Genomic DNA, 20,974 nt, shown 5'->3' on the forward strand with positions numbered 1-20,974 from the left:
CGGACGTCGGGTGTCTGGACGGCGGGAAGGATGCCGCTACGCCGCCGTCCCGCTGCGCACCAGGTCGCCGTTGCGGGTGAGCGCGAGGAACTCCGCGACCGCATCGCGGCTCTTGGTCAGGCACGCGAGGCGGTCCTCGAGGGCGGCGAGCTCGGTCGCGAGCATCTCGGCGAGCTCGCGCGAGCAGGTGAGCTGTGACTGCAGCGCGCACTGCCGCTCGACGTCGAGCACGACCTTCGCAAGGCGCGTGGTGAGCCCGGCCTGGACGAGACCGCGTGCGCGTGTGGCGCGATCGACGTCGGACTCGTCGTACGACCGATAGCCGTTCGCCGACCGCTCGGAGACGAGCAGGCCCTGCTCCTCGTAGTACCGCAGCATGCGCGTGGGGATGCCGGTGCGCTCCGACAGCTCGCCGATCTTCATGACGCTCGGGCCTCCGTGTCGATTGATGTCGCTCGAAAGCTTGACATTGACATTGATGTCAAAGTTTAGCCTCGCTGCATGACTTCGTCCACGGCATCCGTCCCCCCTCCCTCCGCCGCCGTCGAACGGCTCCCGCTCGGCCCGCTCCTGCTGCTGTCGCTCGGCGTCTTCGTGACCGTCACGGCCGAGTCGCTGCCTGCAGGGCTCATGCCCGAGATGGCGGCCGAGCTCGGGGTCGATCCGCTGCGCATCGGCCTGCTGGTATCGGTGTGGGCGATGGTCGTCATCGGCACGAGCATCCCCCTCACGCGAGCTACCCGGCGCATCGACCGCCGCGTCGTCGTCGCGGTCTCGCTCGGGGCGTTCGCACTGGCGAGCGTCGCGACCGCCTTCTCGCCGAGCTACGAGTTCGCCTTCGCAACTCGGGTGGTCGCCGCGATCGCGCACGGCGTGTTCTGGGCGATTGTCATCGTGTACGCATCGTCGATGCTGTCGGGCGCGCAGCTCGGGCGCGGGCTCGCGCTCGTCACCGGCGGCGGGACGGCCGCCACCGTCGTGGGCCTTCCCCTCGCGACGGGTCTGGCGCAGCTCACGAGCTGGCGCGTCCCGTTCGCGGCGATGGGGATCGGGATGCTGCTGCTCGCGGTCGTCGTCTATCGCAGGCTGCCCCGATCGGTCGTGGCCGCGGTGCCGGAGGCCGAGCGCGCGCCGCTGCGGAACGACCGGTCGCTCCCGCCGCTCCTCGCCTTCGGGCTGGCAGGCCTGCTCATCGGCCTCGCGCAGTTCCTCGCCTTCGTCTACATCCGGCCCTACCTCTCCGAATCGGCCGGCATCGCCGATGGCTGGGCGAGCGCGCTGCTGTTCGTCTTCGGCGCCGCCGGGATGGCCGGCGTGGCGGTCGCCGGGACCCTTGCCGATCGGTTCCCGCGGACTGCGCTGAGTGCGACCCTCCTCGTCTTCGTCGCCGCCTACGCCGCCCTGGCGCTGTTTCCGCAGGTCACGGTCGTCATGCTCGTCGCCCTGGCGCTGTGGGGCGCGGGCACCGGCGCGATGTTCCCGCTGATCCAGACGGCACTCATGCGCGCGGCTTCCGATCGCCTGCGCGACCTCGCGAGCGCCTCGATCGTGGTGCTGTTCAACGTGGGGATCGCCGGCGGCTCGTGGGCGGGCGGTCAGCTCGCAACGACCTACGGGCCGACGGCGAACATGGCGGTCTCGGCCGCCGTGGTGCTGATGGCCACCGCACTGACTGCCGTCGGTGCGGCGCTGGCAGCCCGGCGGGCCGCTGTGCCGACGGCTCGGCGTGCCACTGCCGAGCCCAGCGCGGCTTCCACATCCGCTCGCCTGTCACAAAGTGTCGCCCCACCCGACACTTTGTGACAGGTGAGCAGCTCCGAATACCTCTATGTGCGTATCAGACATACTTATGCCATAAAACATCGGAACCTCGATACGCTGGTCGAACCGCAACCACGTGCGCCACCGCCGGCGCACAGAACAGAGAGCGAGCGTCGATGCTTCTCGAGCGCGACCTGATCCAGTCCACGGGCTTTCGCAACGTGCGAGAGGGCGGCGAGATCACCGGGTTCCAGCTGCGCGTGCGCATTCCGAACTACCGCGGACTGTATGCGTCGCTCATCGACGGGATCGCGGTGCGCGTGGGCGATCTCGTCGATGTCCGGCACGACGCGCCGCTGTGGACCCTCGGCGGCAGGACCTACACGCTCGCGCAGCTCTGGGACTCCGACGGGGTGCGCTGGCCGCTCGAAGAGGCTGCCGTCGTGACGGTGCCGTACCCGGGCGGACTGCCTGACGGCACGCACGAAGTGTCGGTGGAGATCCTCCTCCGGGCCTCGTACATCCCGATCGAGCACCAGCCGAGTCGCACGAGCGCCACACGTCACGTGACGCTGACCTCCGAGAACGACGGCGGACCGTTCCGGTACGGCGTGAGCCTCTACAGCTACACCGGCGACTTCAGCACGGTGCTCGACCTCGAGACCTCGATGGCGGCGATCGCCGACCTCGGTGCGACGGGCATCGAGATCCTCGGCGAGGGGCACGTCGCGGGCTACCCGGATCCGTCGGCCGCGTGGATCGACGAGTGGTTCCGGCTTCTCGAGGCGTACGGGCTCGAACCGACGAACCTGGGCTCGTGGATAGACACGCGCCTGCACTCGAGCGGGCGGAACGCCCGGGACATGACGGCCTCGGAGGGTGCTGCGGCGCTGCAGCGCGACATCCGTCTCGCCCATCGGCTCGGGTTCCGGTTCGTGCGCCCGAAGATCGGCGTCGTCTCGAGCGATCTCGTGCCGCACCCGATCTGGGCCGAATCGGTCGAGCGCAGCCTCGACCTCGCCGCCGAACTCGATGTCGTCATCGCCCCCGAGATCCACTCGCCCACGCCGATCAAGCACCCGGTCGTCGACGACTATATCGACCTCATCCAGCGCACAGGCACGAAGCACTTCGGCCTGCTCATCGACACCGGCATCTTCCAAGACCGACCCATCCCGCTGCGCCCAGGCGAGACGCGCGAGACGCGCCCGGCATTCCTCGACGGCATCGGCGTCGATCCCGCGGACCTGAAGGCGATCGGCGAGTACATCGTGTTCGTGCAGGCCAAGTTCCATGACATCGACGAGAACCGGGTCGACCAGCAGATCCCGTGGCGCCCGGTGCTGCAGGGGCTGAAGGATGCCGGCTACACCGGCTACCTGTCGAGTGAGTACGAGGGCGAGCGCGAGCCGTGGCGCTCGCTCGAGCAGGTGCGTCGGCAGCACTCGATCATGCGCGAGATCGCGTCGGATCTGGACTGAGAAGGAGAGACGGATGCCGAACGGAATGATCTCCGAGGACTCCCTGCGCGTCCACCCTGACGGGTTCGCGCTGGCGCTCACTCTGCCCTGGTACAGGAGCCTCTGGCTCTCATCGGTCTCGACGATCCGCGTCGCGATCGACGGCGTCGACCTGCCCGAGGCCGACCTGGCCTTCGAACTCCGCGGCACGCGCTACGCGATCGCCGATCTGCCGCAGCAGGCCGACGTGCTGTGGTTCCTGCAGGAGCACCCGCTCCTGATCGTGCGCCGCGATGTGCCGATCGCGGTCGGCGAGACGCACGACGTCGTCGTGCACGCCGAGCTCCGCCTGCCGTACATGCAGATCGCGCCCGGGCAGGATGGCGGGCCCGGACTGTACGTGCCCAACATCGTGCACCAGGAGCTCGCATTGACGGCCACGGAGGGTGCGGCATCCGTTCCGGCCCTCGTCTCGGGAGCAGTCCCGCCACCGCCCGCCACCGACGCCGACCCGTTCCAGCTGGGCCTTACGCTGTACTCCGCCAGTGCCGAGTTCCGCGCCGGCTGGTACGACTTCGACGGACTGCTGGATCGTGTGGCGGAACTCGGGATCGGTCCCGGCATCGAGATCGTCGCGTCGCAGATGGTGCCGACCTATCCGGTCGTGTCGGACGAGTTCGTGCGTACGTGGCGTGCGGCGTTCGACCGGCACGGGTTCGCGCCGAGCTCGTTCGGCGCGAACCTCGACATGGGTCGTCGACGCGACCGCGACATGACGCCCGACGAGGAGTTCGAGTTCAGCGAGCTGATGTTCCGGGGCGCGAGGAAGCTCGGCTTCCCGCTGGTGCGCATCCAGTCCGCGAAGCCCGAGCTGCTGCGGCGACTGCTCCCCGTGGCCGAGAAGCTCGAGCTGACGCTCGCGTACGAGATCCACGCGCCGATGGGGCCGAACGCCGAGCCGATCCTGCGAGTGCGCGAGACGTATGCGGAGCTCGACTCGCCGCTCCTCGGCTTCGTCGCCGACTTCTCGTCGACGATGCACGCGATGTCGCCGACGCTGCTGCGCGCTGTGCAGCGCGCCGGTCTCGACGACGACGCGCTCGTCGAGCTGCAGCGCATCTGGACGACCGATGCGACGATGCAGGAGCGACAGCAGGAGTTCATCGAATACCTGAAGTCCCGCGACTTCGACCCCGGCCGCCTCGGATCGTTCGCGCACCTCGCCTTCAACATGCACGGTCACGTCGACCCCCACGAGTGGGCCGACATCATGCCGCAGATCCGGCACGTGCACGCGAAGTTCTACGACATCGACGACGACGGCCAGGAGCCCGCGATCGACTACCCCGAGCACGTGCGCGTGTTCGTCGAGAACGGCTACCGCGGCTACTGGTCGAGCGAGTGGGAAGGTCACGCTTTCGCCGAGCTCGGAGAGGTCGACCCGCTGCTGCTGGTGCGCGGGCAGCACGACCTGATCCGCTCGGCGATGCGCTCGCCGCAGACCGCCTGAGCACTCGGATCAGGCGAGGTGCGCGTCGGCCTCGACGATGCGACCGGCCTCGACGAAGAGGGCGCGCATCCAGGCGTGCTCCGGGTCGCGGCCGTGCACGGGGTGCCACCACAGCGCGTTCGTCAGGGGCGTCGCGTCGAAGGGGAGCCCGACGATGCGCAGGCCGCCGGCCCGCTGCACGATCGGCGCGAGCGCGGCCTGCACGAGGCCGATGCGGCTGGTGCCGGCGACGAACAGCGGCAGCGACATGAAGCTCTCCACGACGACCTCCACGCGCGGTTCCACGCCGAGCTGCTGTACCTGCCGCTCGGCCGAGGTGAACGCCGTGCGCGACTGGTAGTGCATCGCCCACGGCAGGGTGGAGATGTTCTCCATGGTCAGCGCGTCCCCGACGGCCGCATTGTCTTCCGCGACGATCCCCACCCACCGGTCGTGCCACAGATCCGCGAAGGGCAGCTCGGTGAGGAAGCCGTGCGGGATCACCATGGCGTCGGCCGCACGCAGGCGGTTGGAGGCGTCCTCGACGATGAGCGGAGTGTGCAGGGCGAACCGGAACCGCACGCCGGGGGCGCGGTCGGCTGCGAGCTCGGACACCACGCGGCCGATCGTGGTGAAACCGTAGTCGGAGCCGTAGATGAGGAACTCGCGCGCCGACTCGGAGGGCTCCCACGTCGCCTGGCTCTCGAACACGCGGCGGGCGGCATCCAGGGCGGTGGTCGTGTGCTCGGCCAGCCGCAGTGCGAACGGCGTCAGCTCGTATGTGTTGCCACGGCGGGCCAGGATCGGATCGTTGAAGTGGGTGCGCAGTCGCGCGAGCGACGCCGACAGGGCCGGCTGGCTCAGGTGCAGCCGCTCTGCCGCTCGCGTGACGCTGCGCTCGGTGAGGAGCGCGTCGAGCGAGACGAGCAGATTCAGATCGAGCCGCGAAAGCAGCGCGTGGTCGGTCACGGCGATGTGATCCTTCGGGTGAGGTTCGGTGCTGCGATTGTATCCAGGCAGTCAATGCCCGCGCGAGGTCGCATAGGTGTCATCGATGGAAGAGGCGCCGCCGCAGTGCCTGACGACGGGCGCATCATCATCCGCAATTGCTCGAATCAGTCAATCTAATGAGGCTTTAAGACATAAGGTCTGGAATGATGGAGACAGCAGACTGAGCGAAGGCGGTCATCCATGTCCACGTCCACGGATCTCCTCATCATCGGGAGCGGCCCGGTCGGGTCGGCGTTCGCGCGCCTGATCTGGGAGCAGCGGCCGGGCACGGCCATCACGATGATCGAGCTCGGCCCGCAGGTCTCCGATCCTCCCGGCACGAACGTGCGCAACCTGCCCGCCGACGAACGGGATGCCGCACGTGAGCGTTCGCAGGGACCCCAGGGTGCTCCCAGCGGCGACTCGGCGCGCGGGCTGCAGGTCGAGGGCACTGTCATCTCCCCAGGCGGCACCTACCTCGCCTCGCCGGGTCATCAGCCCGGCATGCCGGCGGCGGCGCTGTCGAGCTGCGTGGGCGGGATGGGGGTGCACTGGACCTGCGCCACCCCACGGCCCAACGACGACGAGCGCATCGACTTCATCCCGCCCGCCGAGCTCGACGCGGCGCTCGACGAGGCGGAACGACTCATGCAGGTGACGACACTCCCCGAGAATCCGTACGGCTCGGCGATCAAGACCCTGCTGCGCGAGCACTTCGGCGACACGCTGCCCGAGGGCCGCCGGCCCGACGGCCTCCCGATGTCGGCGCTCCCACAGCCGGACGGGTCCATCCGCTGGGGCGGCGCCGACACCATCCTCGGCGACACGCCCGTCGTGCTGCGCGCAGAGACGATCGCCCGCCGGTTGATCCTCGACGGCGGCCGCGTCACGGGCGCCGAGGTGGAGCACGTGCAGACCGGGGAGGTGGACACCATTCTGGCCAAGGCCGTCGTGGTAGCGGCCAACGCGCTCCAGACCCCGCAGCTGCTCTGGGCATCCGGCATCCGTCCGCCCGCCCTCGGGCGCTACCTGACGGAGCATGTGCTGGTCTACAGCGTCGTCGCGCTGAGCGACGAGGTCGTCGTGCGCGCCGGCATCGATACGCCGGTGAAGGAGCTCGTGAAGGATCCGACCGCCTCGACCTTCGGCATCCCGTACACGGCGGGGGTGCACCCCTACCGCACCCAGGTGATGCACATGGCGGATGCCCCCTTCCCCGTCGACGAGGCCGCGGTGAGTGTGGGGGCGGCGCGCTACGTCGCGATGGGCAACGGCGTCCGCAAGTTCCCGCGCGCCGAGGATCGCGTGGTGTTCTCCGATACGGCGCTCGACGTCTGGGGGATGCCGCAGCTGTCGATCGAGTACGAGGTCACCGAGCGCGAGCTGGCCGAGGTCGAGGCGGCGATGACCGATCTGCGGGCAGTCGCTGCGAGCATCGGAGCGTTCGTCCCCGGCGGTGAGCCACGGCTCATGCCCGCCGGCACGTCGCTGCACTACAAGGGCACCGTGCGGATGGGTGACGACGAGGGAGAGGCATCGGTCGTCGACGATCGCTCCCGCGTCTGGGGATTCGAGAACCTGTTCCTCGGCGGCAACGGACTCATCCCGACGGCGACCGTGACCAATCCGACCCTGACGAGTGTCGCACTTGCCGTGCGTGCCGCGCCGACGCTCGCTCAACAGTTGAACGCCTGATCAGCAGGTGAAAACGGGCCGATACGCGGAAGCGTTCCGGCCCCGTTTCGCGGCCGTCGCACCGCTTATGTCCGGTATCGAAACGACTTATGTGCAAATCAGGCACATCGCGGTCATACTGAAGACACAGCAGGGTGCCTCGACGAACGAGTCGCCGACAACGAAGTCAGAAAGGCTGGACATGACACAGCACCGTCACTCCGCTCTGCGCCGAGGAGCGATCATCGCGATTCCGGTCGCCGGAGCGCTGCTCCTCGCCGGCTGCTCCGGTTCCGGCGGTGATTCCGGCGACGCCGGCGAGTCGGGGGAGGCCGAGTTCTCGTTCACGTTCGCCACCTCGAACAACCTCGAGAGCCCGTACGAGACCCTCGCCAATGCGTACATGGACGCCAACCCGGACGTCACCATCACGACCAACCCGACCCCCAACGACAAATACGGCGAGACCATCCGCACGCAGTTCCAGGCCGGCAACGCCGCCGACGTCGTTCAGACGACGCCAGGCTCCGGCGACGCCCGTGGGATCATCCCCCTCGCCGAGGCGGGGTTCCTCGAGCCTCTGGGCGACACCGCGGCCGGGCTCGTTCCGGCCGGCAGCGAATCGATCTTCGAGATCGACGGCGATGTCTACGGCCAGCCGATGGACTTCACGATCGCGGGGGTCGTGGCGAGCATGGGCACGGCCGCGATGAACGGGCTCGACGAGTGGCCGGCGACGGAGTCCGACCTCTACGACGCCTGCTCCGCGCTCTCGGCCGACGGCAAGTCGCTGCTGGCGGTCGCCGGCGCCGCCGGCCCGAACGCCGGTCTGACCGCGCAGGGAATCGCCGCCACACGCGTCTATGCCGAGGAACCCGACTGGAACGAGCAGCGCGCCGCGGGCGACACGACCTTCGCCGAGAGCGAGGGCTGGGCCGACACCCTGCAGACCGTCATCGACCTGAACGAGGGCGGGTGCTTCCAGCCCGGCGCCGAGGGCGGCGGCTTCGACGCCATCACCAACGGACTCTCGCAGGGCACCTCGGTCGGCAGCTTCATCCCGTCGGGCTCCGCGGTGGAGATCGCGACGGCCGCGCCGCCGGAGGCCGACTTCAAGGTGCAGCCCTTCCCGGCAGCCGATGGCGGCGACCCGTACATCATCGCGAGCTCGAACTACACGATCTCGATCAACGCCGCTTCCGAGAACAAGGATGCCGCCGCGGAGTTCGTCGAGTGGCTGGCGACGTCCGAGGCGCAGGAGATCTACTACGAGGCATCCGGTCTGCTGCCGATCTCGTCCTACCAGGATCTCGACCTCAGCGACACGATCTACTCGCCGGTGGTCGACCTCCTCGCCGACGGGTCGTACGCGCCGCTGCCGAACAACATCTGGCCGAACCCCGCGGTGTACGAGGCGCTGCAGGTGGGGGTGCAGGGTCTGCTGACGGGTCAGAGCACCGTCGAGCAGGTGCTGCAGAACATGGACGCCGCCTGGGGCGAGTGATCCGGACGCGGCCGCCCGGGAGCACATCCCCGGGCGGCCGCGCGTTCCGCACGACGCCGTACGAACACGAGGGATCATGACCGCGACACTGAACTCCGAGACTGAAGCGCTGATCGTTCCCAAGCGCGATCGCCGGGGCCGCCGGCGCGACACTTCTCCACGCCGCCCGGGCCTCCTGAAGTTCGGCTACTGGTGGTGGGCGCTTCCGGGCATCCTCCTCGTCCTCGCGATCCACTACGTCGCGACGACGATCGGCGGGTTCTTCGCATTCACCGACTGGTCCGGGATCGGGGACTTCAGCTGGATCGGCCTCGACAACTTCGTGGCGATCTTCAACGACCCGACCCAGATCGGCGCGGTCACCAACACGCTGTTCCTCGCCTTCGCGTCGGTGATCCTGAGCAACGTCGCCGGCCTCGCGCTGGCACTCGGCCTCAACCGCGGGCTCAAGACGAGGTACGCGCTGCGCGTCCTGTTCTTCATGCCGGTGGTGCTCAGCCCGCTGGCCGTCTCGTACGTGTGGAAGTTCATCTTCGACTACAACGGGCCGATCAACGGCGTCCTGCGAGCGATGGGTCTCGGCGAGTTCGCCAAGGCCTGGGTCGCCGATCCGACCTGGGCGATCTGGACAGTGCTCATCGTGATCGTGTGGCAGAACACCGGCTTTGCGATGGTGATCTACATGGCGGGCCTGGCCGCGGTTCCCATCGAGATCGAGGAGGCGGCGGCGATCGACGGGGCGTCGCTCTGGCAGCGCTTCTGGAACGTGACGCTGCCCGCGATCCGGCCAGCCGTCGCCATCGCGACGACGCTCGGCCTCGTCAACGGCCTGCGGGTCTTCGACCAGATCATGGCGCTCACCGGAGGCGGCCCGGCCGGCGTGACCGAGACACTGGCGACGCAGGTCTACAAGGAGTCCTTCGCGCTCGGCAACTTCGGCTACGGCGCGGCGCTCGCGCTCGTGCTCACGCTCATCATCCTGGTGTTCGCCGTCATCCAGCAGCGTGTGAGCACCGGTCGCCCCGAGGAGGCCTGACATGTTCCGCTACACCAAGCTCACCGCGCTGCGCGAGGTCGTCTTCTGGGTGATCGCCCTCGTGTTCCTGGCGCCTTTCTACTTCCTGCTCACGACGGCGCTGAAGTCCGACGAAGAGGTGCTGACCACGTCCAACCTCGCGCCGCCGTCGAGCCTGGACCTCAGCAACTTCGCCGAGGTGCTGACAGCGCAGGGGAACTCGAACGTGCTGCTCGGCCTTCTCAACAGCGTCATCATCACGGCGGGCAGCATCCTCGGACTGGTGCTGCTGGGCGCCCTCACCGGCTACGTCATCGCACGCAGCACGCGTCGCTGGAGTCGCGCGGTGTTCTACCTGTTCCTCATCGCCATCGTGCTGCCGACGCAGCTGGGCACCGTACCTCTCTACATCGGCGCGCGGGCGGCCGGTCTGACGGGTTCGGTCTGGGGGATGATCTTCCTGTTCACCGGGATGCTGCTGCCGCTGTCGATCTTCCTCTACGCCGGGTTCTTCCGCGGCCTCGGCACCGAGTATGAAGAGGCGGCGACCATCGACGGCGCCTCGCGCACGCAGATCTTCTTCCGGATCGTGCTCCCCCTGATGTCACCGGCGACCGGCACAGTGGCGATCCTCGCCGGGCTGATCGTGTGGAACGACTTCTTCACCTCGCTGATCTTCCTCGGCGGCTCCGACAACCAGACGCTCCCGGTCGCCATGTACTACTACATCGGCTCGCTGGTGTCGTCGTGGAACAAGATCTTCGCCATCGTCATCGTCTCGATGATCCCGATCCTCGCCTTCTACCTGTTCGCACAGAAGCGCTTCATCCAGGGCTTCGCGGGCGGGCTCAAGGGCTGATCCCGCAGAACCTTCCGACGACGGATGCCGCCGCCGCGGCATCCTTCTCGACCCCACCTTCTTTCGACTCAAAGGAGCACCCCATGTACCAGCTCGCCCCGAACATCGAACTGCTCTTCACCGAGGCCGGTGACTACCACGACCGCGTCCGCGCCGCCGCCGCGGCCGGCTTCGACGCCGTCGAGATGTGGGGTCCGACCGGCGTCGACGCGCCCGCGACGCCCAAGGACCTTCCCGCGCTGAAGGCGGCGCTGGAAGAGACGGGGACGCAGCTGACGGCGCAGCTGGCCGAGCCGCGGACGCAGTTCATGATCCCGCCGTGGGATCACTCGGAGTTCTATCGCAAGCTCGACGAGGGCGTCGAGATCGCCCACTTCCTCGGCACGCCCCGGATGGTGGTGGGAAGCGGCACCGGATTCGGCGGCTGGAAGCGCCAGGTGCAGCTCGACAAGCTCGTCGAGATCTATCAGAAGGCCATCGCCCAGATCGAGGGATCCGGCATCGCGCTCGTGCTCGAGCCGGTCAACGTGCGCGTCGACCACCCCGGGTCCCTCCTGGATCGCACCAGCGAGGCGGTCTACGTCGCCCGAGGCGTGGACTCGCCGTGGTTCGGCGTGCTCTACGACCTCTACCACTCCACCGTCGAGGGCGAAGATGTCGCCGCCGAGCTCGCGAACGCGGGTGACCTGATCCGGTATGTGCAGCTCGCAGACGCGCCGGGGCGCGGCGAGCCCGGCACCGGCGCGATCGACTGGAAGGCGCGACTGGGCGACCTGCGTGCGTCCGGCTACGACGGGCCCATCGGCCTCGAGTACTACCCGCAGACGCCGTCCGCCGAGTCGGTGAAGCGGATCGTCGAACTGGCGGCCGCCGCATGAACGAGCGGCGCTACCCCGATGCCGTCGACGTCGTCATCGTCGGCAGCGGCCCGACCGGGGCAGCGTACGCACGCATCCTCAGCGAGCAGGCGCCGGATGCGGTCATCGTTATGTTCGAGGTCGGTCCGACGGTGTCGGATCCTCCCGGCGCTCACGTCAAGAACATCGAGGATCCGGCCCGTCGCAGCGCCGCGCAGCTCGCCTCCCAGGGGCCCGCGGCGTCGGCCGAGACCGTCAGCAACCCGGGAGCCGTCAAGAGCGGTCAACGCCTCGCGCGCGCGGGCACGTTCCTCCTCGAGGACAGGTACCACTACCCGGGCGAGGACGGGCTCCCCGTCGCGGCGATGTCGAGCAACGTCGGCGGGATGGCCGCGCACTGGACGGCGGCGTGCCCGCGCCCGGGCGGCGCCGAGCGCATCCCGTTCCTTCCCGACCTCGACGAGCTGCTCACCGACGCCGAGCGGCTGCTCGGGGTGACGACCGATGCGTTCGACGGCTCGCCGTTCGGTGATCTGGTGCGCGAGCGGCTGGCGAAGGCCGTCGACGCCGGGCGCGTCGACGCCACCCGCGTGCAGCGCATGCCGCTGGCGGTGCACCGTCGTGAGGACGGCCGGCTCGTCTGGTCGGGGTCGGACGTGGTGCTCGGCGACGTCACCCGCGCGAACGCGAACTTCACCCTCTCCGACGAGTCCCTCGTCACCCGTGTCCTCCTCGACGGCGCGCGGGCGGTCGGCGTCGAGGTGCGCGACATGCGCAGCGGTGCCACCCACACCGTGGCGGCGTCGTTCGTGGTGGTCGCCGGCGACGCACTGCGGACCCCGCAGCTGCTCTGGGCGTCCGGCATCCGCCCCGCCGCATTGGGCCGTTACCTGAACGACCAGGCGCAGATCGTCTTCGCGGTGAGGCTTCGCGATGTGCCGCCGCTCGACGCCGAGGTGCCGGCCGATGGGACTCTCGCGGAGTACAGCGGCGTCAGCTGGGTCCCTTTCACCGACGACGTCCCGTTCCACGGGCAGGTCATGCAGCTCGACGCGTCGCCGGTGCCCCTCGCCGAGGACGACCCGGTTCAGCCGGGCTCGATCGTCGGCCTCGGCCTGTTCTGCGCCAAAGACCTGCAGCGCGACGACCGCGTCGAGTTCGACGACGCACGACGGGATGCCTACGGACTGCCGGCGATCGGCATCCACTACCGCCTCACCGACGCGGACCGAGCCGTGCTGGCCCGCGCGCAGCAGGAGATCGTGCGGCTCGGCGTGGCCGTCGGAGACCCACTGGACCCGCGGCCGTTCACCATGCCGCTGGGTGCCTCGCTGCACTACCAGGGCACGACCCGCATGGGGCAGCGCGACGACGGCGAGAGCGTCTGCGATGTCGACAGTCAGGTGTGGGGCGCGTACGGCGTGTTCGTCGCCGGCAACGGAGTGATCCCGACGGCGACCGCGTGCAACCCGACCCTCACCAGCGTGGCGCTCGCGGTGCGGGGCGCCCGTCGCATCGCTGCCGAGCTGGCCGGAACTGCACCGAGAACTGTCGGCGATCTTGCTTATGTCGAAAAACAGCATTAGACTGCAGGAATCAAGACAAAGGTGTCGGCGGGATCGCCCGCCCACGAGGACGAGGAGGTTCCGGTGATACCGGACCGCATCATCGAGCAGGGCACGCTGACCAGCGACGGTGCACACACCGCGGTCGAGGTGCGCATCCCCTGGTACCGAGCCCTTCCCGGGTCGTGCATCGCGGGCGCCGCGCTGAAGATCGACGGCGTTGCAGCCGACCCCGAGTCCCTGCGGTGGACCATGAACGGTCGGGAGTTCACCTTCGCCGAGCTGGCGACGAACACCGAGGAGTGGTGGTTCCCGCTGGACTCCGCCGTCCTCTCGGGTGACGTCGCGGCGGCTCCGGATGCCGAGCACGAGGTCGAGGTCGACCTCACCCTCTACATCCCGTACATCGTGATCTCCGATTCCGAGGTGCTGCACATCGAAGAGCACGACAAGAAGACCATGAAGGCGGTGGCGGCATGACCGGCCTCGGCACGCCCATCCAGGGCGTCACGCTCTACAGCTTCACGCGCGCCTTCCACGGCCGCGAGTACGACCTCGAGGGTCTCATCCGCAAGGTCGCGGCAGACGGCTACGGTCCCGGGCTCGAGATCATCGGCTTCTCCAGCTTCCGGGGGTTCCCCGACATCGACGACGCGTTCGCGGGCTGGTTCCGCGAGCTGGTCGCCGAGACCGGGCTCGTCACCACGTCGCTGGCGGTCAACGCCGATATCGGCATCCATCGCGATCGCCTGCTCAGCCAGGACGAGCTCCTCGAGTACATGCGCCGGCAGATCGCGGCGGCGGCGAAGCTCGGCTTCCCCATCGCGCGGGTGCAGATCTCGATCACGCCCGACTCGATGGAGGCGCTCGCGCCGATCGCCGAGGAGTACGGCGTGACGCTCGCGCTCGAGGTGCACGCCGACCAGTACGCGTCGCATCCGCGCATCCTGGCACTCCGCGACCGCTACGAGAAGGTCGGATCGCCCTTCCTCGGCTTCACGATGGACTGGGGAGCGACGGTGACGGGCTTCGCCCCCTCGCTCCTCGAGGCCTACCGTCGCCGTGGCGCGTCGGACGAGCTGCTCGCCCAGGTCACCGACCTCTGGAACGAGTTCTACGAGCAGGGTCCGCCGGTCGACCAGGCAGACCACGGTCGGCGCTTCGGCCGGTTCATCGGCCTCGCGGCGCAGAACGGACGTCCCGACCTCGGGATCGACTTCGGCATCAACGGCACGGGACTGTTCGGCCCGGCGCGCGTCGACGACTGGCTCGAGATCATGCCGTGGATCAAGCATGTGCACGGCAAGTTCTTCGGCATCGACGAGCACGGCGAGGAGCCCTCGGTGCCCGTGCGCGACCTCGTCCGGCTGCTGGTCGAGAACGGCTATTCAGGAGCGATCTCGAGCGAATACGAGGGCTGGCACTGGAACAGCTGGCAGAGCCCGTTCGACATCATCTCCGGCGAGCAGGCGGTGCAGCGCTCGGCCGCTGAGGCGGCCGGCTCGCGCATGGTGACGGATGCCTCGGAGGCACAGTCGCAGCTCGCCGCATGGCTGCCGCGCACGACAGGAGCACACGCATGACCACCGGAATCGCCGGCACCGGCATCAAGCTCGGAACCACCCTCTATTCGATGACCAGCGAGTTCGCGGCCGGGCTCTATACGCCCGAGAGGCTGATCGCTGCGGTCGCTGAGCAGGGCATCGGCCCGGGCGTCGAGTTCAACATCGCCCAGCTGCTGCGCACGTACCCCGACGTCGACGACGCGTTCGTCCGGCTGTGGTTCGACAGCATCGAGAAGTACGGCCTCGAGCCCAGCGCGATCGGCACGAACCTCGACATGGGGCGACGCAAGGACCGCGACATGACGCCCGACGAGGAACACGAGTTCCTCGCCCGCCAGCTGAAGACGGCCCACACCCTCGGGTTCAAGAGAGTCGTCATCCGCTCGCACGGCAAAGAGCTGCTGCGGAGCCTCCTGCCGCTCGCCGAGAAGTACGACCAGAAGCTCGGCTACGAGATCCACGCACCCTCCGGGCCGAACGACCCGCAGGTGCTGCAGATGCGGGAGATGTACGACGAGCTCCAGTCCGACCGGCTCGGGTTCACCGCGGACTTCAGCTCGACCATGCACTCCCTCTCGCCGACGCTGCTGCGCACGCTCAGCCAGATGGGCATGGACGAGAAGCACTTCGCCGTCATGGACGAGATCTGGCATGAGCCCACGCCCATGCACGTACGTAACCAGAAGTTCGAGGACTACCTGACCGGCGAGGGCGTCGACCCGCTGCGCTTCGGTCCGTTCACGCGCCTCGCCTTCAACATGCACGGACTCGTACCGCCGGAGGAGTGGCTCGACATCATGCCGCAGATCTTCCACGTGCACGCGAAGTTCTACGACATCGGCGCCGACGGCGAGGAGCCGGCGATGGACATCCCGCGCATCGTGCGGCAGTTCGTCGAGGGGGGATACCAGGGCTATCTCTCCAGCGAGTGGGAGGGGCACGCCTTCTCCGACCTCGGCGAGTCCGACCCGATCGACCTGGTGAAGAAGCAGCACGCGCTCATGCGGCGTGCGATCGAAGAGACCGTGGCGGCGCGCGCAGGCGCGACGGCGTAGGAGAAGGAACATGGCAACCCACAATTCGCTGTTCTCCGAGAACGACGTCCGTCGCACCGATGACGGCATCGCTGTGTCGGTGCAGCTGCCCTGGTACCGGAGCCTGTGGCTGTCGGCGGTCGACGATGTCGCGGCATCCGTCAACGGTGTCGAGATCCCGCGCGACGAGCTGCGGTTCGTGCTGGAGGGTCGCAGCTATCGCGTCGACGAGCTGCCCGAGCAGTCCGAGACGCTCTGGTTCGTCGCCGACCGCCCCGACGTGGTCATCCCGCTCGCGCACGCTCCCGCCGCCGGCGAGAAGCTCACTGTCGAGATCGTCCTCACGATGCGCCTGCTCTACATGCAGATCATGCCGGGTGCCGATGGCGGTCCGGGCCGGTACGTCACCAACCGCGTCCCGGTGGAGCGCGAGGTGGTGCTGGCATGACCGCGCGGCCGCTGCGGGTCGCCATGATCGGCTACGGCTTCATGGGCGCCGCCCACTCGGTGGGCTGGCGGCAGGCGCCGCGCATGTTCGCCCTGCCCCAGCCGGTGGAGATGGCCGTCGTCGTGGGGCGCAACGGGCAGGCGGTGGCGGATGCCGCGGCCCGGTGGGGCTGGCAGGAATCGGCGACCGACTGGCGCGAGGTCATCGCACGCGACGACATCGACATCGTCGACATCGTGACCCCCGGCGACTCACACGCCGAGATCGCGATCGCGGCGCTCGACGCCGGCAAGCACGTGCTCTGCGAGAAGCCCCTCGCCAACACCGTCGACGAGGCGGAGCGGATGGCGGATGCCGCCGCCCGCGCCGCGGCGCGCGGCATCCGGTCGATGGTGGGCTTCACGTACCGCCGGGTGCCCGCCGTGACATTCCTGCGCGACCTCATCGCGCAGGGCGCCGTGGGGAAGATCGCGCAGGTGCGCGCCGCGTACCGGCAGGACTGGCTGGTCGACCCCGAGATGCCGCTGGCGTGGCGCCTTCAGAAGGAGCACGCGGGATCCGGTGCTCTGGGCGACATCGGAGCGCACATCGTCGACATGACGCAGTTCGTGACGGGGCTGGAGGTCACCGCCGTCTCGGGCGTCGTCGACACCATCGTCAAGGAGCGGCCGCTGGAAGGCGACCACCCGTCCTTGAGCCTGTCGAAGGGGTCCGGCACCGCCTCGGAAGGGTACGGCGAGGTCACCGTCGACGACATCGCCCTCTTCACCGGGCGCCTCTCCACCGGTGCGCTGGTGTCATTCGAGGCGACACGCTTCGCGACGGGACGCAAGAACGACCTGTCGATCGAGGTCTCGGGAGACAAGGGCGCACTGCGGTTCGACCTCGAAGATCTGAACACGCTCTGGTTCTACGACCGGACGGCGCCCGAGTCGACGCAGGGCTTCACGAGGATCCTCGTGACCGAGGCATCCCATCCCTATGTCGACGCCTGGTGGCCGGCGGGGCACATGCTCGGCTACGAGCACGGCTTCACCCATCAGGTCGTCGATCTGGTGACCGCGATCGCGGAGGACAATGATCCGCAGCCGGGCTTCGCCGAGGGGCTCTCGGTGCAGCGGGTGCTCGCGGCGGTGGAGCGGAGTTCGGCAGACGGCTCCGCCTGGGTCCGCATCGGCGCGGGCGCGCTGACGCCCGGCGGGTGAGTTCATCACCCGCTGGCACGAGAATGGGTTTCTCGACACGAAGGAGTCTTGAGATGACACGACCGATCACCCTCTTCACCGGCCAGTGGGCCGACCTTCCGTTCGAGGAGGTGGCGCGACGGGCGGGTGAGTGGGGCTTCGACGGCCTCGAGATCGCCTGCTGGGGCGATCACCTCGACGTGTCTCGGTGGAATGACGCGGAGTACGTGCAGGGCAAGCTCGACATCCTCGAGCGCAACGGCCTGAAGGTGTGGACGATCTCGAACCACCTGGCCGGGCAAGCCGTGTGCGACGACCCGATCGACGCGCGGCATCGCGACATCCTCAATGACCGCGTATGGGGCGACGGCGACCCCGAGGGCGTGCGGCGGCGCGCCGCCGAGGAGCTGAAGATGACGGCTCGACTCGCGGCCGCACTCGGCGTGAAGACGGTGACCGGCTTCACCGGGTCGTCGATCTGGAAAGCCGTCGCGATGTTCCCGCCGGCTTCGGACGAGTGGATCGCGGCCGGCTACCAGGACTTCGCCGACCGGTTCCATCCGATCCTCGATGTCTTCGAAGAGGTCGGGGTGCGCTTCGCGCTCGAGGTGCACCCGTCCGAGATCGCCTACGACTACTGGACGGCCAAGGCCACACTCGACGCCATCGGACACCGCAAGAGCTTCGGGATCAACTTCGACCCGTCGCACTTCATGTGGCAGCAGCTCGACCCGGTCGCGTTCGTGCTCGACTTCGCCGACCACATCTTCCACGTGCACGTGAAGGAGTCGATCACCAACCTCGACGGTCGCAACGGCGTGCTCGGGTCGCACCTGGCGTGGGCGAACCCGCGTCGCGGCTGGACTTTCGTCTCGACCGGCCACGGCGCCGTGCCCTGGGAGCCGCTCTTCCGCGCGCTGAACGCGATCGGCTACGACGGCCCGACGAGCGTGGAGTGGGAGGACGCCGGGATGGATCGCATGATGGGCGCGCCCGAGGCCGTGGAGTTCGTCCGCAGGCTCAACGCCATCACGCCGCCGGCCGCCGCGTTCGACGCCGCCTTCTCGACCAAGGCCGAGTAGCACCACCACCCCGCCCCGACCTCGGACCCCGAGGTCGTCGTCCGGCGTGCCCGCTTCGCGCGCCACGCAGATGGAGATTCCAGATGACCGACGTCCTGAATGCGCTCATCCTCTCGGGCCACATGACACGCGAGCACGACAACGAGTTCCGCAGCTTCCGCCTGCACAACCAGTGGCTCACCACCCTGCTCGAAGACAGCGGGCGATTCCGCGTCCGCGTCATCGAGGACCCGCGCGGGCTGGGCGCCGAGATCATCGACAAGTACGACGTGGTGATCGTCGTGTTCGAGGGGCGGGACGGGTACCACGAGAAGGCTGTCGGATTCGGTGCGGAGACGGATGCCGCGCTCCTGAAGTTCGTGCATGACGACGGCAGGGGCATCGTGTGGTTCCACGGTTCCGCCGCGCAGGAGGACGACTGGGGCTATCCCGAGGAGTTCAACGTCATGCGCGGCTCGAGGCTGACCGTGGCCGGCGGTCTGCGGCCGCGGCCGTGGGGCGAGGCGCTGCTCGACACGGTCGAGCCGCGCCACGCGATCACCGAGGGCATCAGCGCGCACTGGACGGTGACGGGCGACGACATCCTGACAGGCGTCGAGATCCACGAGAGCGCGCGAGTGCTGGTCACGACATTCGATGACCTCGCGTCGTACGAGAACGCGCCGATGTGGCCGATGTCGCACTATCCGGTGGCCATCCCGCCGGAAGGGGTCGCGGCATTGCCCGGCATGAACACCGATCAGCCCATCGCGTGGATCAACGAGTACGGCCAGGGCCGATCCTTCACGATCACGATCGGTCACGACATCGACACGTTCCGGCGCATCGAGTTCATCCGCATGTTCCCCCGCGGCGTCGAGTGGGCGGCGACCGGCGAGGTCGCGCTGAACGGACCGGACCGCCGGGGCGAACGTCGCTTCCTGCCCTGGCCCTACTACAACCACGAGGCGTGACCGGCGCTGGGCGAGGTCGCGCGCACCGGTCACCGCCCGGGGGCGAAGAGAGAGTTGAAAGCGCCTCAGGCGAGAACGGATGCCGCGCCCTGGGCCAGCGCGGATCGTGCGAGGGCGAGGTGGGCCGAGGTCATCTGTGCGGGGTCGTCGTCGAGCCACTCGTGTCCGCCCCACTCGCTGCAGAGGGTGCCCGAGAAGCCCGTCGGCGCGAGTGCGCGCGCGAGCTCGCGGATCGGCCGCGAGACCCGGTCGTCGGTGTCATCGAGGTCCCAGAATTTCAGGTGGACGGCGCCGACCAGGGGAAGGATCCCGCGCAGGTCCGCGGCATCCGACCGGCCGAATCTCACCAGCAGGTTCATGTACAGGGTGTGCACGCCCGGCGGCACGCCGTCTGACCGCAGCAGCGCCACGACGGCGTCGTGCGTCGCCGGGTCGCGCCAGTCATCGCGCAGCCGCGTGACGAGATCGGACGGGATGCCGCCCGCCAAGAGCTGTTCGAGGTACGACACAGGCAGCGCCGGCATGAGCATGCTGATGTCGACGAGCAGCCGTATCCGCGCATCGCCGAGCGCAGCGACGGTTTCGTACACCGCAGCGTGCTGCCGCGAGGACGGCGTCTGCTGACCCTGGACCTCTTCGTACAAGGTCAGGCCCAGCTCGTGCAGGTGAGGCAGCAGGCGATCGAGCAGCGCCGGCCCCGCCTGGCCGGCCGGCAGCCGCACGCCCTCCGCGCCGACTCGCCGGGCGGCGTGCAGCTGCGGCAGCAGGAAGTCCAGCCGCCCGGTCTCGGAGCGCCGCTGCGTCGGCGACGCCCAGTCGTCGAGGCTCGCACCCACGATGCTCGCCCGGCCGCCGGCGGCGGCGAGGCGTTCGCGCAGCACGTCGGCCTCGGCATCCGTCGTCGCAGGGAAAGATGGCCACAGCTGACCGGGCTCGAGCTCGACCACGTCCGCCACGCCATCGGCGATGATGCCGACAGTGATGTCGGTCGCTGGGCGGTCGGCGCGGATGACGTCGGGTGTCCAGTTGAATGCGCTCGCCGCGAGCGTCCAGTCCGGGTCGAGGCGGGGCTGCGGAGACACCGGGCGGTCGGTGGTCTTCGCGCCGGCGGGCCGGATGGATCGCTGATCGGGCGCGACATCGAGCTCGAGCGCGCGCTCGACGCGGAATGGCAGCGTGAGGGGCGCGTCGGGACCGGCCTGCAGGTACGGCACGGCGAGCGAGAACGATACCCCGACCACATGCGAGCCGGGGGCGAGCGGCGCCGGTGCCTCGAGCGTGAGCCGATCCTGCACGAACCACCAGCCCTGCTCCGTGGCCAGAGCGGACAGCGGAATCGAACGATCCCCGAGCGCGCAGGTCAGCCCGTCCACGGGCGAGCCGTCCAGCGTGACGCCGAGGTCGCGCACGCTCCACAGCGGCAGCGATCGGATCCACGGGAGCGACAGGTGCAGGCGGAACCCATCGGTCGTCGAGGTCAGCGCATCATCGCGCAGGGTGGCGAGCGTCATCGGCGGCCCTTCCGTCATAAGAC

The 20,974-nt window shown here is 68.9% G+C and carries 19 protein-coding genes; 16 read left to right on the forward strand and 3 right to left on the reverse strand.

What is annotated here, in order from left to right:
- Positions 1–36: 36 nt before the first annotated feature.
- The gene (locus ACI3KX_RS07650; protein ID WP_363355405.1) at positions 37–423 is read right to left on the reverse strand and encodes a MerR family transcriptional regulator; all 387 of its coding nucleotides are present in this window, start codon (positions 421–423) and stop codon (positions 37–39) included.
- Positions 424–501: 78 nt separating this feature from the next.
- On the opposite strand from ACI3KX_RS07650, the gene ACI3KX_RS07655 reads away from it, so the two are divergent.
- The 3 genes from ACI3KX_RS07655 (at position 502) to ACI3KX_RS07665 (ending at position 4,731) form a co-directional block, all read left to right on the forward strand.
- The gene (locus ACI3KX_RS07655; RefSeq protein ID WP_404909237.1) at positions 502–1,803 is read left to right on the forward strand and encodes an MFS transporter; all 1,302 of its coding nucleotides are present in this window, start codon (positions 502–504) and stop codon (positions 1,801–1,803) included.
- Between the two features lie 134 nt (positions 1,804–1,937).
- A complete protein-coding gene (locus ACI3KX_RS07660) occupies positions 1,938–3,242 on the forward strand; it encodes a DUF6379 domain-containing protein (protein WP_404909239.1) in 1,305 nt (434 codons plus the stop codon).
- Between the two features lie 13 nt (positions 3,243–3,255).
- The gene (locus ACI3KX_RS07665) at positions 3,256–4,731 is read left to right on the forward strand and encodes a DUF6379 domain-containing protein (protein ID WP_404909241.1); all 1,476 of its coding nucleotides are present in this window, start codon (positions 3,256–3,258) and stop codon (positions 4,729–4,731) included.
- 9 nt (positions 4,732–4,740) lie between these two features.
- Here the strand turns inward: ACI3KX_RS07665 and ACI3KX_RS07670 are convergent, their stop codons facing one another.
- A complete protein-coding gene (locus ACI3KX_RS07670) occupies positions 4,741–5,679 on the reverse strand; it encodes a LysR family transcriptional regulator (protein ID WP_404909243.1) in 939 nt (312 codons plus the stop codon).
- Between the two features lie 222 nt (positions 5,680–5,901).
- On the opposite strand from ACI3KX_RS07670, the gene ACI3KX_RS07675 reads away from it, so the two are divergent.
- From ACI3KX_RS07675 to ACI3KX_RS07735, 13 genes are all read left to right on the forward strand, one after another.
- Positions 5,902–7,395, forward strand: coding sequence for a GMC oxidoreductase (locus ACI3KX_RS07675; RefSeq protein ID WP_404909248.1), 1,494 nt, complete (start codon positions 5,902–5,904; stop codon positions 7,393–7,395).
- A gap of 181 nt (positions 7,396–7,576) precedes the next feature.
- Entirely contained in the window at positions 7,577–8,878 is a 1,302-nt protein-coding gene (locus ACI3KX_RS07680; RefSeq protein WP_363355393.1) for an extracellular solute-binding protein, read from the forward strand.
- A gap of 76 nt (positions 8,879–8,954) precedes the next feature.
- On the forward strand, positions 8,955–9,914 hold the full coding sequence (locus tag ACI3KX_RS07685) for a carbohydrate ABC transporter permease (protein ID WP_404909251.1): 960 nt from the start codon (positions 8,955–8,957) through the stop codon (positions 9,912–9,914).
- Between the two features lies 1 nt (position 9,915).
- Positions 9,916–10,752 (forward strand): carbohydrate ABC transporter permease, encoded by an 837-nt coding sequence (locus ACI3KX_RS07690; protein WP_363355389.1) that lies wholly within the window; start codon positions 9,916–9,918, stop codon positions 10,750–10,752.
- 83 nt (positions 10,753–10,835) lie between these two features.
- Entirely contained in the window at positions 10,836–11,630 is a 795-nt protein-coding gene (locus ACI3KX_RS07695) for a TIM barrel protein (protein ID WP_404909253.1), read from the forward strand.
- A complete protein-coding gene (locus ACI3KX_RS07700) occupies positions 11,627–13,195 on the forward strand; it encodes a GMC oxidoreductase (protein ID WP_404909255.1) in 1,569 nt (522 codons plus the stop codon). Before ACI3KX_RS07695 ends, ACI3KX_RS07700 begins: the two co-directional genes overlap by 4 nt.
- A gap of 63 nt (positions 13,196–13,258) precedes the next feature.
- Positions 13,259–13,654, forward strand: coding sequence for a DUF6379 domain-containing protein (locus ACI3KX_RS07705; RefSeq protein WP_404909257.1), 396 nt, complete (start codon positions 13,259–13,261; stop codon positions 13,652–13,654).
- Positions 13,651–14,757: a sugar phosphate isomerase/epimerase family protein gene (locus ACI3KX_RS07710; protein ID WP_404909259.1), complete on the forward strand. Its 1,107-nt coding sequence runs from the start codon at positions 13,651–13,653 to the stop codon at positions 14,755–14,757. The genes ACI3KX_RS07705 and ACI3KX_RS07710 overlap by 4 nt, the downstream gene beginning before the upstream one ends.
- Positions 14,754–15,794: a sugar phosphate isomerase/epimerase family protein gene (locus tag ACI3KX_RS07715; protein WP_404909261.1), complete on the forward strand. Its 1,041-nt coding sequence runs from the start codon at positions 14,754–14,756 to the stop codon at positions 15,792–15,794. Before ACI3KX_RS07710 ends, ACI3KX_RS07715 begins: the two co-directional genes overlap by 4 nt.
- Positions 15,795–15,804: 10 nt before the next feature.
- A complete protein-coding gene (locus ACI3KX_RS07720) occupies positions 15,805–16,221 on the forward strand; it encodes a DUF6379 domain-containing protein (RefSeq protein WP_404909263.1) in 417 nt (138 codons plus the stop codon).
- The gene (locus ACI3KX_RS07725) at positions 16,218–17,426 is read left to right on the forward strand and encodes a Gfo/Idh/MocA family protein (protein WP_404909265.1); all 1,209 of its coding nucleotides are present in this window, start codon (positions 16,218–16,220) and stop codon (positions 17,424–17,426) included. The genes ACI3KX_RS07720 and ACI3KX_RS07725 overlap by 4 nt, the downstream gene beginning before the upstream one ends.
- Positions 17,427–17,479: 53 nt before the next feature.
- On the forward strand, positions 17,480–18,487 hold the full coding sequence (locus tag ACI3KX_RS07730) for a sugar phosphate isomerase/epimerase family protein (protein ID WP_404909267.1): 1,008 nt from the start codon (positions 17,480–17,482) through the stop codon (positions 18,485–18,487).
- A gap of 83 nt (positions 18,488–18,570) precedes the next feature.
- Positions 18,571–19,440 carry a ThuA domain-containing protein gene (locus ACI3KX_RS07735; protein ID WP_404909269.1) on the forward strand — a complete coding sequence of 290 codons (870 nt, stop codon included), beginning with the start codon at positions 18,571–18,573 and terminating at the stop codon, positions 19,438–19,440.
- 65 nt (positions 19,441–19,505) lie between these two features.
- Here ACI3KX_RS07735 and ACI3KX_RS07740 read toward each other — a convergent pair whose 3' ends face one another.
- Complete coding sequence (locus tag ACI3KX_RS07740; RefSeq protein WP_363355366.1) at positions 19,506–20,951, reverse strand: hypothetical protein; 1,446 nt, start codon at positions 20,949–20,951, stop codon at positions 19,506–19,508.
- Positions 20,952–20,974 lie beyond the last annotated feature (23 nt).

Source organism: Microbacterium sp. ZW CA_36, from assembly GCF_044987475.1.
Lineage (GTDB): Bacteria > Actinomycetota > Actinomycetes > Actinomycetales > Microbacteriaceae > Microbacterium.